Source organism: Flavonifractor sp. An82 (assembly GCF_002159265.1).
GTDB lineage: Bacteria > Bacillota > Clostridia > Oscillospirales > Oscillospiraceae > Flavonifractor.
Window position 1 is genome coordinate 130,637 of the sequence record NZ_NFHG01000006.1, and the last position, 13,700, is coordinate 144,336.

Genomic DNA, 13,700 nt, shown 5'->3' on the forward strand with positions numbered 1-13,700 from the left:
GTGCGAGCCCTTTTTTCAATGGTGCTGTACCTGCTGATGCCGGACATCCGCGGGGCCGGCCCTTTTCCGCCATGCCGCGCAGTTTCCCCTTGCCATACACAAAGTATGCCTGCGGGAAAACTGCTTGCCTGACAAAAAAGATCCTGGCCCGGCGAATATCCGTCACCAGCAGGAACAGCACCTTTCTTTTTTCGGAAAAGACACATATAATAGGGGAGATAACAGGAGGTGCGTACCATGTTTGAGAAAATCGATCCCAAGGCTCTGGACCAGAACGTCTTTTCCCTGATCGGGGATCAGTGGATGCTCATTACCGCCGGAAAACAAGACCAGTACAACACCATGACCGCCAGCTGGGGCGGCCTGGGGGTGCTGTGGGGCAAGCCGGTGGCCACGGTATACATCCGGCCTCAGCGGTACACCCTGGAGTTCGTGGAGCGGGAGGACACCTTTACCCTGTGCTTCTTCGGAGAGCAATACCGGAAGGCCCTGGCCCTCTGCGGTTCCAAGAGCGGCCGGGATGTGGATAAGGTGAAGGAGTGCGGCTTTACCGTAGCCACGGCGGAGGGGGCCCCCTACTTTGAGGAGGCCGACCTGGTGCTGGTGTGCAAGAAAGCCTACTGGCAGGACATGGACCCCACCCACTTCCTGGACGGGGAGATCGACAGCAAGTGGTACCCAGAGAAGGATTATCACCGTATCTTCATCGGTGAGATCGTGGAAGTTCTGCGGAAAAAATAATGCGGGGGCGCACAGCCTGCGCCCATCGGAGGACACATGACAGAAAACCAAGAGAAAAAAGCCATCAACCGGGCAGTGCTGGTGGGCCTCAACGCCCACTGCCTGTCCGAGGCGGAAAACGCCGACGATTCCTCCATGGAGGAGCTGGCCGACCTGCTGGAGACGGCGGGCGGCGTATGCGTGGGCACCGTGTTTCAGAACAAGGACACCCCCGATCCCCGTACCTTCATCGGCGAGGGCAAGGTAGCGGAGGTAAAGGAGCTGGTGGACGCCATGGAGGCCGACATGGTCATCGTGGACAACCCCCTGTCTCCCTCCCAGCAGCGGGCCCTGTCGGAGGACCTGAAGGTGCAGGTGCTGGACCGGGCTGCCCTTATTCTGGATATCTTTGCCCAGCGGGCCCGCACCAAGGAGGGCCGCCTCCAGGTGGAGCTGGCCCAGTACCAGTACCTGCTGCCCCGGCTGCTGGGTATGTGGACCCACCTGGAGCGGCAGGAGGGCGCCATCGGTACCCGCGGCCCCGGTGAGACCCAGCTGGAGACCGACCGGCGGCACATCCGCCGAAAGATCCAGAAGCTGCGGGAGGAGCTGGAGCAGGTGCGCCGGGTGCGCTCCACCCAGCGGGCCCGCCGGGAGAAAAACGAGGTGCCGGTGGTGGCCATCGTAGGCTACACCAACGCGGGCAAGTCCACCCTGCTCAACAAGCTGACCGGGGCGGACATCCCCGCCAACAACCGGCTTTTCGATACCCTGGACACCACCACCCGCACTCTGGAGATTTCCGATACCTGCACAGTGCTCCTCAGCGACACGGTAGGCTTCATCCGCAAGCTGCCCCACCATCTGGTGGAGGCCTTCAAGGCCACCCTGGAGGAGCTGTCCTACGCCGACCTGCTGCTCCACGTCATCGATACCTCCAACCCGGAGTGGCGGGAGCAGGCCGAGGTGGTGGAGAAGCTGATCTGCGAGCTGGGGGCGGAGCAGACTCCCCGCATCGACGTGTTCAACAAGATCGACCGCTGCCCCAGCGAGATTTTGCCTCACGGGGAGGACATTGTGTCCATCTCCGCCAAAACCGGCCAGGGGCTGGACGAGCTGCTGAGTAAGATCGGCGACCGGCTGGATACCGGTGCCTGCCGTGTGGTGCTCCACCTGCCCTACGACAAGGGCGGCGTTTTGGATCTGCTCCACCGGGAGGCCAAGGTGGAGCGGGTGGACTACGGCGAGACCATCGAGGTGGAGGCCGTGTGTACCCCCATCCAGCTGGGCCGGCTGAAGGACTATGTTGTGTCCGGCTGGACGCCCCCCAAGGAGTTTTGGGAAGATTAAGGAGGGCAACACCATGAAACCACTGGAGACCGAGCGCCTGCTGCTGCGTCCCTTTACCGAGGAGGACGCGGCCGGCCTGTACGCCTACGCCAGCCACCCGGAGGTGGGCCCCTGGGCGGGGTGGAAGCCTCATGCCGACGTGGAGGAGAGTCTGCGGGTGATCCGGGACATCTTCCTGCCCTCTGATACCCTGGCGGTCATTCAGAAGTCCGACGGGCGTCTCATCGGCTCCGCCGGATTTGTGGGCAAGCACCGCACCGAGCTGGGTACTCCCAGTGAGGAGGTGGGCTACTCCCTGGCCCGGGACTGCTGGGGCCAGGGCCTGATCCCCGAGGGGGTGGAGGCCATCCTCCGCCACGCCTTTGCCGACCTGGGCTACCAGGCAATCTGGGCAGCCTACTACGACGGCAACCGCAAGTCCAAGCGGGTGATGCAGAAATGCGGCATGACCTACCGCCTGTCCCGAGTGGAGCCGGTGGAGCAGCTGGGAGAGACCCGGTTGGCCCACTACTTCGCCATCACCAGAAGGGAGTGGGAGGGCAGATGACGGAATACTACATTCCCACCGCCGCCTCTGAGACGGAATTTGTGGAGAAGCGCTCCCGGTTCATCGGCCATGTCTGGCCGGTGGAGAGCGAGGAGGAGGCCCGGGGTTACATCGAGGCCATGAAAAAGAAGTACTACGACGCCCGCCACAACTGCTGGTGCTACCGGATCAAGGAGGGGGGCGTGGAGCGCTACTCCGACGACGGGGAGCCCCAGGGTACCGCCGGACAGCCCATGCTCAACGTGTTCCAGCGGGAGGAGGTCACCAACGTGTGCTGTGTGGTGACCCGCTACTTCGGCGGGGTGCTGCTGGGGGCGGGAGGCCTGGTGCGGGCCTACACCCAAAGTGCCAAGGACGCCCTGGACGCCGCCGGGATCTCGGTGGTGCGCCGGTGGGTGGAAACGGCGGTGACCTGTCCCTACTCCTTCTTCGAGCGGGTGCGCCAGGAGGCGGAGGCTCAGGGGGGCGTGCTGGGGGAGAGCGAGTATGCCGCCGATGTCACCGTCCATGTGCTGCTGCCCGAAGAGAATACCGAGGCCTTTGCGGCCCGGCTTACCGAGCTCACCGCCGGGGGTGTGGCTCCCGTGAATTTGGGAGAGGCTTTCCGGGCGGTACCCATCAAATGAATGCAGAAAAATCCCCACGGCATGCCGTGGGGACGCTTTCTAATTACTGGTCAGCAGCAGCAGATCCTTGGCGGGCAGCTCCAGCCACAGGGGGTCACGGCCTGCCAGGGCAGTCCAGCGCTCCTTCTCCAGCTCGATGCGCAGCCAGGAGAAGCCCTGACTGCCGCCGGGAGTGGTCAGCATGACCACGGTGGAGAACACGTTCTCCACCACCCGCTCCACCCGGCAGGGGAGGCGATTGGGGCCGGGACCCTCCACGGGCCTGATGTAGTGGGCCCGGACACCAATGTGGGTGAGTCCCTCCGGCAGGGGCTGCCCCGGGTCCAGGGTCACACCCCAGTCCAGAGCCTCCACCATGCCGCCGGCTGTGGGCTGTGCCCGGGATACGTTCTTGCAGCCCGACAGCAGGCAGGCTGACAGGGTGCGGGGGGCCTCAAAGAGCTCATGCACCGGCATCACGGCCTGAGAGCGGCCGTTGTCCAGTACGCACACCTGCTGGCACAGCCGCTGTACCTCGTCCCGGTTGTGGGTGACAAAGAGCACCGGGCCGGAAAAGGCAGAGAGAATGTCGGCCAGTTCCAGCTCCACCTGCCACTTCAGATAGCTGTCCAGGGCGGAGAAGGGCTCGTCCAGCAGCAGGACCTCCGGCTGGCTGGCCAGAATGCGGGCCAATGCCACCCGCTGCTGCTGGCCGCCGGACAGCTGCCGGGGATATTTGTGCTCCTGCCCCTCCAGGTAAAAGGAGGAGATCAGACGGTTTACCGTCTCTTTCCGGAGCGCCTTGTCCTGTACCCCTACGGCGATATTCTGCTCCACCGTCATGTTGGGAAAGAGGGCGTAGTTCTGGAAGAGGTAGCCCACCCGCCGCTTCTGAGGGGGCAGATCGATGTGCCGCTCCGAGTCAAAAAGTACCCTGCCGTCCAGCACGATACGGCCCCGGTCCGGCTTTTCGATCCCGGCGATACACTTGAGGGTCAGGCTCTTGCCGCAGCCCGAGGCCCCCAGCAGACCGGTGACCTGGCCGCTCTCCGTTTCAAAGGAACAGTCCAGCCGGAATTTGCCGAAGTCCTTGTGAATGTCAACCTGTAGCCGCATCACTCCACCTCCCCGGTGACAGGAACGGTTCGGCGGCGGGGGCGGCGGTCCTTTTTCTCCAGCATATTGACAGCCAGCAGCACCACGGCGGAGATGGCCAGGTTGATGAGTACCCACCGCATGGCTCCGGCATCATCTCCGGTGCGCCACAGCTGGTACACTGTGGTGGAGATAGTGGCGGTCTTGCCAGGGGTGTATCCGGTAATCATGGCGGTGGCGCCGTACTCGCCCAGAGCACGGGCAAAGGCCAGTACGGTACCGGCGATGATGCCCTGCTTGCAGTAGGGCATCATGACCCGCCAGAAGATCCAGGTGTTGGACTTGCCCAGAGTACGGGCGGCATGGGCCAGAGTGACGTCGAAGGACTCGAAGGCGCCCCGGGCGGTGCGGTACATCAGGGGGAAGGCCACCACCGCCGAGGCGAAGATGGCGGAGTACCACACCATGGTCAGCCGCAGGTCAAACATATTTAGGAACCACAGCCCGATGGTCCGCTTGGGCCCCAGCAGCCGCAGCAGGAAATAGCCCACCACGGTGGGAGGGAGGACCAGGGGAAGGGTGAGCACCACGTCCAGCACACCCTTGACCAGCCTGGGCAGCTTGGCCACATAGTAGGCCGCCAGGATGCCCAGGAAGAAGATGAGCACGGTGGAGATGGCGGCGATGCGCAGGGAATTCAAAAGGGGATAGAGGTCCAGAGGGATCACCTGCCTTATCAAATGGGCCTGCCGCTGTGCGGCAGGCCCCTGTTTTTTACTGGATCACGGTAAAGCCCACGCCCTCCAGCACGGAGATGGCGCTCTCGTCGGTGTGCAGGTAGTCCAGGAAGGCCTGGGCGGCGGCCTGGCTGGCCTCGTCGGTGCCGCACTTCATGACGGCGGCGGGGTAGATGACCTGGTCGCACATGTCGGCAGTGGCCTGGTCCACCACATTGAGCTCATAGGTAAAGGCATCGGTGGCGTAGATGATGCCGCAGTCCACGGCGCCCTCCTTCACCTGGTTGGCCACCTCGGACACGTTGGAAGCGTAGGTCACCTTACCGGCGCTCTCCAGAGCGGCGATGTCGATGCCCAGAGTGTCCAGGATCTGGAGGGAGTAGGCGCCCACGGGCACGTCGTCGTTGCCCAGGCAGAGCAGGGACAGCTTGTCGGTGGCCAGATCAGAGAAGGACTGGATGTCCTTGGGGTTGTCGTCAGGGACCGCCAGCACCACCTTGTTCTCCACAAAGTTGATGCGGGTGTCGGACAGCACAAAGTCCAGACCCTCGTTGGTGCCGGTGGTGTCGGCGGCGTCCAGCTGGTTCATCTGCTTCTGGGCGGCGGAGATAAAGAGATCGCATACGGCGCCCTCCTCGATCTGGGTCTTCAGGGTGCCGGAGGAGTCGAAGGTGAAGATCAGGTTGACATTGGGCGCAACCTCTTTGTACTGCTCGGCGATCTGGGTGAGGGTGGCCTCCATGGAGGCGGCGGCGAACACCACCACATCCACCGGCTCCTCCTGAGCGGGGGTGTTGCCCGCAGGGGTCTCACTATTCTGGGCGGGACTGTTTGCGGCGCCGGGATCGCCGCCGCAGGCGGCCAGGGCCAGGACCAACGACAGGGACAGGATCAGGGACAGGATTTTTTTCATACTGCATTCTCCTTTACAAAATGGTAGGCGGCCCCGTTTCCAGGAGCGCCCCGGCCCGCCGCCATGATGTGATACATTTTAGGCATGACGGACTCGAAGAATTCAGGACTTATGTTAACGGGCGCAGTTGCCCGCAGTCCCCCTTAAAATCTCCAGGCCGTGGCCCAGAGCGGGGAGGATGAACTCCAGACACTCCCGCACCGCCTTGGGGCTGCCGGGCAGGTTGACCATAAGTGTCTGCTTGCGAATGCCCGCCGCCGCCCGGCTCAGCATGGCCCGGGGGGTGATCTGGAGGGACTGCCACCGCATGGCCTCGGCAATGCCGGGGGCGGGGCGCTCGGTCACCGCCAGGGTGGCCTCGGGCGTCAGGTCGGTGGGGGAGAAGCCGGTGCCGCCGGTGGTGAGGATGAGGTCGGCCAGGTCGTTGTCGCACAGCCGCTTCAATTCCGAGGACAGGGGCTCCAGCCCATCGGGCAGCAGGGCGGTGTGGACCACCTCATAGCCAGCCCCCTCCACCATTTCCCGGATCACCGGGCCGCTCTTGTCCTCCCGCTGTCCGGCATAGCCGGAGTCGCTGAGGGTGATGATGGCTACCCGCATACTCAGCCCTCCTCCACGATGGTGAGCTCATCCCCCACCGAGATGGTGCCCCCGTGGAGCACCTTGGTGAACACGCCCTCCCGGGGCATGATGCAGTCGCCCATGACCTTGTAGATCTCGCAGTGGGCGTGGCACTGCTTACCCACCTGGGTCAGCTCCAGCAGCACGTCGTTGCACTTGAACTTGGTGCCGATGGGCAGGATCTTGAAGTCGTAGCCCTCCACCACCAGGTTTTCACCAAAAGCGCCGTCATCCACTACAGCGCCCCGGGCCCGGAAGGCCTCCACCTGCTCGTGGGAGAGGAGGGACACCTGCCGGTGCCACTTGCCTGCGTGGGCGTCCCCCTGGATGCCCCAGTCCTCCACGAACTGGGCGGAGCCCACGTTTTTCTTCTGGGTACCCTTCTGTTCACTGACACAGACAGCGATCACTTTGCCCATGTGCTTATCCTCCGATCTGATTCATGTTGCGGCCCTCGTCGGCCGCCTCCCGCTGGCCGCCGAAATGATGGCTGGCGGGTTTGTGGTTGATGGCGTCCGCCATAGCGGCTTGCAGAGTGGCATCGTCTGCGCCGGCGTCCAGCAGGGCCTTCAGGTCCACCCCGTGGTCGTATTGCAGACAGGTCTTGAGAAAACCGGTGGCGGTGAGCCGCACCCGGTTGCAGCTTTGGCAGAACTGGTGGGATACTGCGCTGATGAAGCCCACCTGGCCCCGGAAGCCGGGGAAGGTCACGTTGCGGCTGGGGCCGCTGAGGGGGTCGGTGGGGCAGGAGATGGCGGTACCGAAGACCTCCTCCAGCCGGGCCAGGACCTCCTCTTCGGTGCGGCGGGTGAGGGTATCCCCCAGACCAATGGGCATCAGCTCAATGAAGCGGACCGACAGGTTCCGGTCCTTTGCCAGGGAGGCCAGAGGCACCAGCTGGGCGTCGTTGCCGCCTGAAGGGACGCAGTTGACCTTGACGGTGAGTCCCGGTGCGGCCAGCGCGGCCTCCAGGCCCTCCAGAGCCCGGGGCAGCTCGTCCCGCCGGGTGAGGGCGGCAAACTGCTCCCGGTCCAGGGTGTCCAGGCTGAGATTGACCCCGTCCAGTCCGGCCTCCAGCAGGTCGGGCAGCTGTTCGGCCAGCAGTACCCCGTTGGTGGTGAGATTGACGGTACGAATGCCCTTAATGGCCTTGATCTCCCGGACCAACCCGGCCAGGCCCTTGCGCACCAGAGGCTCGCCGCCGGTGAGGCGTACCTTCTCCACCCCCAGACCGGCGGCCAGACGGACCAGATGGGCAATCTGCTCGTAGGAGAGAATGGCGCTGTGGTCCACCCACTCCACCCCCTCCTCGGGCATGCAGTAGCGGCAGCGCAGGTTGCACCGGTCGGTGACGGACACCCGCAGATAGCGGATGTTGCGGCCAAATTGATCATACATGAGGCAGGCCCTCCTTTACCAGATGAAGCAGAAAACGGGCCACGCCCTGAGGATCATTGAGAGAGAGGACCGGCGCGCCGGGGCACTCCAGCGGCAGGTCGGTGACCAGAGCCAGCAGGGTGGCCGGGTCGGACACCGGGGCTTCCGAATTGCCCCTGCGCACCACCTCCAGCTTAGGCCAGGCGGTGTATTTGAAGCCCTCCAGCAAAATCAGGTCGGCCTCGGGGAACTGGGTGATCAGAAAATCCTCCGTTACCGGCCGGCGCTTGACCACCTTGAATTTCTCCCCGTCAAAGATGGCGGTGCCTGCAGCCCCGGCGGCCATGAAGCGGCCGGTGTCGGTGCCGGGGGGATCGGGGAGGAAGGAGTGGCCGTCGTGCTTGACCACCGCCACGTTCAGCCCGGCCTGGGACAGAAGGGGGAGGACCGATTCGATGAGGGTGGTCTTGCCGGAGTTTTTCACCCCGGACACCGCCACCACCAGGGGCTCAGACACGGTCATACACCCCCGATTTGCCACCCTCCTTATGGACCAGGTGGATGTCCCCCAGCTCCATGCCTTTGTCAATGGCCTTGCACATGTCGTAAATGGTGAGCAGGGCTACCGAGACGCCGGTGAGGGCCTCCATCTCCACCCCGGTCTTGCCGGAGAGCTTGACGGTGCAGGTGGCCCGCACGGCGCAGACCTCCTCCAGAATCTCGAAATCCACCGACAGGTGGCTGAGCAGCAGAGGATGGCACAGGGGGATCAGCTCCCAGGTGCGCTTGGCGGCCATAATGCCCGCCACCCGGGCCACCCCCAGCACGTCGCCCTTGGCGGCGGTGCGGCCGGTAATGGCGTCCAGAATGGGGCGGGTGACCTTGATGGTACCCTCGGCCACCGCCGTGCGGTAGGTGGGGTCCTTGCCGGTCACGTCCACCATGATGGCGTTGCCGGCCTCGTCAAAATGATTGAAAGCAGGTTCCATACTAACCTCCTGTTGAATCGATATGGGGCGGTCACAGCAGCCAGACCTGAACGGTCTGTCCGGCCTCCGCCGGAGGGGCGCCCGCCGGCAGCTCCACCAGACAGCTGCATCCCACCAGAGAGGCCAGCTGGCCGGAGGAGTGGCCCTGGGGCAGGGCGGCCTCACCGTCCTGGTAGATGCCCCGGAGAAAGCGCCGCCGGAGGCTGGGCTTGTCATAGGGGGTGGTGAGAACAGCCTGCTTCTGCCGGGGGAGCAGATGGGGTTCCCCGGCCAGGGCGGCCAGCAGGGGCCGGGCCAGCAGCTCAAAGGTGGTGAAGGCGGCAAAGGGGTTGCCCGACAGGGACAGGATGGGTTTGCCGCCGAAGCGGGAAAACATGGCGGGAGTGCCCGGCTTCAGGTTCACCTTCCAGAACACCTGCTCCGCTCCCAGCAGGGGGAGGGCCTGGTGGAAGATATCCTTGTCTCCCACCGACACGCCGCCGGTGGTGATCAGCAGGTCACAGTGATTCAGCAGCTCTGCCATGGCTTTTGCCACCGCGGCTGGGGAGTCGGCGGCGTGGCGGCAGAGGACGGAGATGCCCAGCTCCGCCAGACGGGCGGAGAGGAGCACGCCGTTGGAGCCGTAAATTTTTCCCGTGGGCAGGGGCTGGCCCGCCTCCACCACCTCGTCCCCGGTGGTGAGCAGAGCCACTTTGGGACGGCGGCGGACCGGTACCTCCGTGATGCCGGCACTAGCCAGCACGCCCAGGGCGGCAGCGTCCAGCCGTGCGCCCGCAGGAAGCAGCAGACTGCCCGCCCGGTAGTCCTCGCCCCGGCGAACATAATTTTGATAAGGAGGGAGGGAGGCGTAAATGGAAACAGGGTTCCCCCGGTCGGTGTCCTCCTGTCGGAGCACACAGTCGCAGCCCTCAGGCAGCATGGCCCCCGTCATGATGCGGATGGCCTGACCGGGACCCAGAGGGTGGTGAGGGGCGTCCCCGGCGTACAGGGTATCTGCCACAGGCAGGAGGACGGGGTGTTCCCGGTCTGCCCCGGCGATGTCAGCCGAGCGGAGGGCATAGCCGTCCAGGGGGGAGCGGTCAAAGGGGGGCTGGTCCATGGGGGCGGCCACGTCGTGGGCCAGCGTGCGGTCCAGAGCCTGAAAAGCAGGCAGCACTTCAACGCCCAAGGGGGACAGCCCCTGGGTCATTCGTTCTACCGCCTGCTCCAGAGAGAGATCGGTGAGCATGGTCAGCACCCCTTGCCGAAGGGACAGATGGGATAGTGGCACTCAGGGCAGCCCAGGCACAGACCGCCGTGGCCCAGTGCCTTGAGGTCAGTCCGGCTGATGGGTACCCCGGCGGCGATGCGGGGGAGCACCAGGTCGAACACAGTGGCCTTGGCGTACATGACGCAGCCGGGCAGACCCATGATGGGGGTGCCGTCGGCGAAGTAGCCCAGCAGGAACATGGCGCCGGGCAGCACGGGGGCCCCGTAGGACACGATGTCCGCGCCGGTGTCCTTGATAGCCTTGGGCGTCTTGTCGTCGGGATCTACGCTCATACCGCCGGTGCACAGGATCAGGTCCACCCCCTTGGCCTTGTAGTCCAGGGCGGCGGCGGTGATGGCGGCCATGTCGTCGCCAGGCAGGCAGTGCTCCGTGACCTGAATGCCGTAGGCGGCCAGCTTGTCGATGATGACGGGGGTGAAGGTGTCCTCAATGAGGCCCTTTGCCACCTCACTGCCGGTGGTGATGAGACCGCAGGTCTTCAGCTTCCAGGGGGTGAGGGAGAGGATGGGACCGCTCCCCGCCCGCTCTTCCACCGCTTTCAGCTTGTCCTCGGCAATGACCAGGGGGATGATGCGGGTGCCCGCCAGCTTGTCCCCTTTATGGACGGCAGTGTTGGTGTGGCGGGTGGCGATCATGATCTCATCCTCGCCGTTGAGGGCGGTCAGCCGCTCCACATCCACCTGGAAGAGACCGTCCATGTCGGCGATGAGCTCGATTTTGCCCTCCTTCACGGCGGTGGCGTGCATATGCTCGTTCTGGCACAGGGCCTGGAGCCGCAGGGCGGCCTCGTCCTCGTGGAGCATGCCGGGCTGTTTTTCCCACACATAGAGGTGCTCCTTGCCCATACTCAGCAGCACTGGGATATCCTCCTCGGTGACCACATGGCCCTTGCGGAACCGGGCGTCCTTGGTAACACCCCGGATAATCTGCGTCAGATCGTGGCAGAGCACATGGCCTACCGCGTCGTGGGTATCGATCAATTTCATGTGATGTCCCTCCAAACAAAAAAGAGGTACCGTCTTTTTACGGTACCTCCAGGCAGAGGGGTACAATACCCCCCCTGTAAAAGAGACTCCTTTTCAAAGACGGAAGGCCGCGCCGTTTCCAGCCCGACCCTGGCGGTGCGCCGTAGGCATTGCCCTTAGGCGGTCCCGCTCGGAGCGTATCCAATTGTCATCAGTGTAGCATGGTTTTCGGAAAATTGCAATGGTCAAGAGGGGCGGTGTATAGTATACTGAGGAGGAAAGGGGAGAGGGCATATGCAACAGCTGCGGGGACGTTTTGCCCCCAGTCCCAGTGGACGGATGCACCTGGGCAATCTGTTTTCCGGCCTGTTGGCCTGGCTGTCGGTGCGCTCCGCCGGGGGGACCATGGTGCTGCGGATGGAGGACCTGGACCCGGATCGGTGCCGGGAGGAGTACGCCCGTCAGGTGGCCGACGATCTGCGCTGGCTGGGGCTGGACTGGGACGAGGGGTATCAGGTTGGCGGTCCCCATGGGCCCTATTCCCAGAGTGAACGCACTGAATTATACGCCGGAGCATTCCGGAGACTGGAGGAGATGGGGCTGGTCTACCCCTGCTTCTGCACCCGTGCCGAGCGGCTGGCCGCCTCGGCGCCTCACCGGTCGGACGGACAGATCATCTACTCAGGCAGGTGCAAACACCTGACGGAACAAGAAAAACGGGAGTTATCCGCAACCCGTTGTCCCGCATGGCGTTTGGCGGTTGAAGATCAGGAGATATCCTTTCAGGACAAATTGCAGGGAGACTACCGGGAGAACCTGCAAACGGACTGCGGAGACTTTATCATCCGCCGGTCTGACGGGGTGTATGCCTATCAGCTGGCGGTGGTGTATGACGACGGGGCCATGGAGATCAATCAGGTGGTACGGGGGAGAGACCTGCTGGACTCCACCCCACGGCAGATCTGGCTCCACACCCTGCTGGGCTTTCCGCCCCCGGAGTTCTGCCACGTCCCCCTGCTGCTGGCCCCGGACGGACGGCGGCTGTCCAAGCGGGAACGGGACCTGGACATGGGCGAGCTGCGGCAGCGGTTCGCGCCGGAGGAGCTTACCGGCCTGCTGGCCTTCTGGGCAGGGCAGCTGGACCGGCCGGAGCCGGTGACCCCGGCGGAGCTGGCCAAGTGCTTTGACTGGGGCAAGGTGCCGGCGGAGGACATTACGGTTCATCCGGAAGAGCTCTAAAAAAGGTGCCGCGGCGTGATTCGCCGCGGCACCTTTTTTATGATTCAGGAAAAGGACACGTCGCAGTCGGTGGGGACGATGCACACATAGGTGGTGCCCGCCCCGAAGGTGATGGGATCGCCGTTGGAGTCGGTGTAGTGGAACTGGCCGTTGGGATACTGCTTGCTCCAGGTCAGATCGGTGATCTTGCCCCCGCAGGCAAAGTAGCCCCTGCCGCCGCTGGACAGATCCACCGTTATGTGGCCCAGATAGTCGCCTGTGTTGCGGCAGGCGGTCTTGAGGATCACCACATTGGTTACCTCCACCTGCTCCTGGGTATTGCCATCTATGTAAGGAGAGCCGTATTCCTCCACCCCGTACTTGCCGGTGTCCTCGTTGTAGACGAAGCGGCCGGTCTTGTAGGTGGAGACAGGAACGGTGATCTGATTGGCGGTTACACCGTCGGCGGGGGTGCCGTCTTCGGCAAACTCCATCTCATAGGTGTAGCCCTCCTTGTGATCCAGGCGGATGTTATAGGTGGGCAGCAGATCGGTGATGGTCTGTCCCGTGGTGACCACGGTGTGCTCCAGGCTGTAGGTCTGACGGCGTACCGGGTCACGCCACATCAGGTTGCTGCCCTCCGTCTTGCCCAGGTAGGGGCCCCGCACCGCGTCCAGGGCGGTGACGCCCCACTGACTGATCTTGCTGTAGGCGTCCTCGCTGCCGCCGGCATGGAGGAAGATGGCGTCGTGGCCCAGGGCAACCTCCAGATAGTAGGGGCGGGCGGAGCGGATGGAGCCGATGGTGCCCACCCCGTCCAGGGACTGGTAAACGCCCACCATGCGGGTGATGCCGCCCTCGGCGGGGATCTCATAGATGATGTCGGCCTGGGACTGGCCCAGCTGGGGCAGGGCCTGCTTCAGATTGTTGAGCATAATGGCCACCGGGCGGCGGTTGACCCATTCCTCCCCGATGGGCAGGCCGGTGAGGGGATTGACGGGGCCGTCATAGGGGGTGGGAGAGGGCGTGGCCACTTCCACCGTGGGAGCGGGTGAGGGGGAAGGGGAGGCGGAGTCCTCCGGCTCCGGCGTGCCGCCGCAGGCAGACAGCAGCAGCGGAAGGGTGAGCAGCAGGGGCAGTAATTTTTTTCCCATGACGGTATCCTCCAATTTTGACTGAGTGCCCGGCGTCAACCGGAATGCTGATTCTATCATACCTTGTCGGACAAGCCTCCGTCAAGCGGTGGGACCATTGGAAATTGCACTTGTGATTTGGGGCCGGCTTGGGTATAAT

General features: G+C 64.0%; 16 protein-coding genes and 2 riboswitches. Of the genes, 5 read left to right on the forward strand and 11 right to left on the reverse strand.

Features of this window, described 5'->3' with window-relative positions; translation table 11 throughout:
• Positions 1-237 precede the first annotated feature (237 nt).
• The 4 genes from B5G34_RS08665 to B5G34_RS08680 are packed head-to-tail and all read left to right on the forward strand — an operon-like array spanning position 238 to position 3,243.
• Entirely contained in the window at positions 238-741 is a 504-nt protein-coding gene (locus B5G34_RS08665; RefSeq protein WP_087336142.1) for a flavin reductase family protein, read from the forward strand.
• 36 nt (positions 742-777) lie between these two features.
• Positions 778-2,070 carry a GTPase HflX gene (gene hflX / locus B5G34_RS08670; RefSeq protein WP_087336143.1) on the forward strand — a complete coding sequence of 431 codons (1,293 nt, stop codon included), beginning with the start codon at positions 778-780 and terminating at the stop codon, positions 2,068-2,070.
• A 13-nt stretch (positions 2,071-2,083) separates the two neighbouring features.
• The gene (locus B5G34_RS08675) at positions 2,084-2,617 is read left to right on the forward strand and encodes a GNAT family N-acetyltransferase (protein ID WP_087336145.1); all 534 of its coding nucleotides are present in this window, start codon (positions 2,084-2,086) and stop codon (positions 2,615-2,617) included.
• Entirely contained in the window at positions 2,614-3,243 is a 630-nt protein-coding gene (locus tag B5G34_RS08680; protein ID WP_087336147.1) for a YigZ family protein, read from the forward strand. Before B5G34_RS08675 ends, B5G34_RS08680 begins: the two co-directional genes overlap by 4 nt.
• 39 nt (positions 3,244-3,282) lie before the next feature.
• Here B5G34_RS08680 and B5G34_RS08685 read toward each other — a convergent pair whose 3' ends face one another.
• The 10 genes from B5G34_RS08685 to B5G34_RS08730 all read right to left on the reverse strand — a co-directional run bounded on the left by B5G34_RS08685 (position 3,283) and on the right by B5G34_RS08730 (position 11,210).
• Positions 3,283-4,338: a sulfate/molybdate ABC transporter ATP-binding protein gene (locus tag B5G34_RS08685; protein ID WP_087336148.1), complete on the reverse strand. Its 1,056-nt coding sequence runs from the start codon at positions 4,336-4,338 to the stop codon at positions 3,283-3,285.
• A complete protein-coding gene (gene modB, locus B5G34_RS08690) occupies positions 4,338-5,036 on the reverse strand; it encodes a molybdate ABC transporter permease subunit (RefSeq protein ID WP_087336231.1) in 699 nt (232 codons plus the stop codon). Before modB ends, B5G34_RS08685 begins: the two co-directional genes overlap by 1 nt.
• Positions 5,037-5,091: 55 nt before the next feature.
• Positions 5,092-5,967 carry a molybdate ABC transporter substrate-binding protein gene (modA, locus tag B5G34_RS08695; protein WP_087336150.1) on the reverse strand — a complete coding sequence of 292 codons (876 nt, stop codon included), beginning with the start codon at positions 5,965-5,967 and terminating at the stop codon, positions 5,092-5,094.
• Positions 5,960-6,078: riboswitch (molybdenum cofactor riboswitch) on the reverse strand. It overlaps the preceding gene by 8 nt.
• 3 nt (positions 6,079-6,081) lie before the next feature.
• Complete coding sequence (locus B5G34_RS08700; RefSeq protein WP_087336152.1) at positions 6,082-6,567, reverse strand: MogA/MoaB family molybdenum cofactor biosynthesis protein; 486 nt, start codon at positions 6,565-6,567, stop codon at positions 6,082-6,084.
• Positions 6,568-6,569: 2 nt separating this feature from the next.
• Positions 6,570-7,007, reverse strand: coding sequence for an MOSC domain-containing protein (locus tag B5G34_RS08705; protein ID WP_087336154.1), 438 nt, complete (start codon positions 7,005-7,007; stop codon positions 6,570-6,572).
• Between the two features lie 4 nt (positions 7,008-7,011).
• Positions 7,012-7,986 carry a GTP 3',8-cyclase MoaA gene (moaA, locus tag B5G34_RS08710; RefSeq protein ID WP_087336156.1) on the reverse strand — a complete coding sequence of 325 codons (975 nt, stop codon included), beginning with the start codon at positions 7,984-7,986 and terminating at the stop codon, positions 7,012-7,014.
• A complete protein-coding gene (mobB, locus tag B5G34_RS08715) occupies positions 7,979-8,482 on the reverse strand; it encodes a molybdopterin-guanine dinucleotide biosynthesis protein B (protein ID WP_242956934.1) in 504 nt (167 codons plus the stop codon). Before mobB ends, moaA begins: the two co-directional genes overlap by 8 nt.
• Positions 8,475-8,954 carry a cyclic pyranopterin monophosphate synthase MoaC gene (moaC, locus tag B5G34_RS08720; protein WP_087336161.1) on the reverse strand — a complete coding sequence of 160 codons (480 nt, stop codon included), beginning with the start codon at positions 8,952-8,954 and terminating at the stop codon, positions 8,475-8,477. Before moaC ends, mobB begins: the two co-directional genes overlap by 8 nt.
• Positions 8,955-8,985: 31 nt before the next feature.
• A complete protein-coding gene (glp, locus tag B5G34_RS08725) occupies positions 8,986-10,182 on the reverse strand; it encodes a gephyrin-like molybdotransferase Glp (RefSeq protein WP_087336163.1) in 1,197 nt (398 codons plus the stop codon).
• Positions 10,183-10,184: 2 nt separating this feature from the next.
• On the reverse strand, positions 10,185-11,210 hold the full coding sequence (locus B5G34_RS08730) for a molybdopterin-binding protein (RefSeq protein ID WP_087336166.1): 1,026 nt from the start codon (positions 11,208-11,210) through the stop codon (positions 10,185-10,187).
• Between the two features lie 70 nt (positions 11,211-11,280).
• A riboswitch (molybdenum cofactor riboswitch) is annotated at positions 11,281-11,397 on the reverse strand.
• Between the two features lie 86 nt (positions 11,398-11,483).
• Between B5G34_RS08730 and gluQRS the strand changes: the two genes are divergently transcribed.
• A complete protein-coding gene (gene gluQRS, locus B5G34_RS08735; RefSeq protein ID WP_087336168.1) occupies positions 11,484-12,428 on the forward strand; it encodes a tRNA glutamyl-Q(34) synthetase GluQRS in 945 nt (314 codons plus the stop codon).
• 44 nt (positions 12,429-12,472) lie between these two features.
• Here the strand turns inward: gluQRS and B5G34_RS08740 are convergent, their stop codons facing one another.
• Complete coding sequence (locus B5G34_RS08740) at positions 12,473-13,561, reverse strand: DUF3048 domain-containing protein (protein ID WP_087336170.1); 1,089 nt, start codon at positions 13,559-13,561, stop codon at positions 12,473-12,475.
• Between the last annotated feature and the right edge of the window lie 139 nt (positions 13,562-13,700).

Coding starts and splice junctions, on each gene's coding strand:
- B5G34_RS08740 (WP_087336170.1), bottom strand. CDS start 13,561: ATGGGAAAAAAATTACTGCCCCTGCTGCTCACCCTTCCGCTGCTGCTG.
- B5G34_RS08680 (WP_087336147.1), top strand. CDS start 2,614: ATGACGGAATACTACATTCCCACCGCCGCCTCTGAGACGGAATTTGTG.
- B5G34_RS08730 (WP_087336166.1), bottom strand. CDS start 11,210: ATGAAATTGATCGATACCCACGACGCGGTAGGCCATGTGCTCTGCCAC.
- B5G34_RS08685 (WP_087336148.1), bottom strand. CDS start 4,338: ATGCGGCTACAGGTTGACATTCACAAGGACTTCGGCAAATTCCGGCTG.
- B5G34_RS08675 (WP_087336145.1), top strand. CDS start 2,084: ATGAAACCACTGGAGACCGAGCGCCTGCTGCTGCGTCCCTTTACCGAG.
- B5G34_RS08665 (WP_087336142.1), top strand. CDS start 238: ATGTTTGAGAAAATCGATCCCAAGGCTCTGGACCAGAACGTCTTTTCC.
- glp (WP_087336163.1), bottom strand. CDS start 10,182: ATGCTCACCGATCTCTCTCTGGAGCAGGCGGTAGAACGAATGACCCAG.
- moaA (WP_087336156.1), bottom strand. CDS start 7,986: ATGTATGATCAATTTGGCCGCAACATCCGCTATCTGCGGGTGTCCGTC.
- hflX (WP_087336143.1), top strand. CDS start 778: ATGACAGAAAACCAAGAGAAAAAAGCCATCAACCGGGCAGTGCTGGTG.
- moaC (WP_087336161.1), bottom strand. CDS start 8,954: ATGGAACCTGCTTTCAATCATTTTGACGAGGCCGGCAACGCCATCATG.
- B5G34_RS08700 (WP_087336152.1), bottom strand. CDS start 6,567: ATGCGGGTAGCCATCATCACCCTCAGCGACTCCGGCTATGCCGGACAG.
- gluQRS (WP_087336168.1), top strand. CDS start 11,484: ATGCAACAGCTGCGGGGACGTTTTGCCCCCAGTCCCAGTGGACGGATG.
- B5G34_RS08705 (WP_087336154.1), bottom strand. CDS start 7,007: ATGGGCAAAGTGATCGCTGTCTGTGTCAGTGAACAGAAGGGTACCCAG.
- modA (WP_087336150.1), bottom strand. CDS start 5,967: ATGAAAAAAATCCTGTCCCTGATCCTGTCCCTGTCGTTGGTCCTGGCC.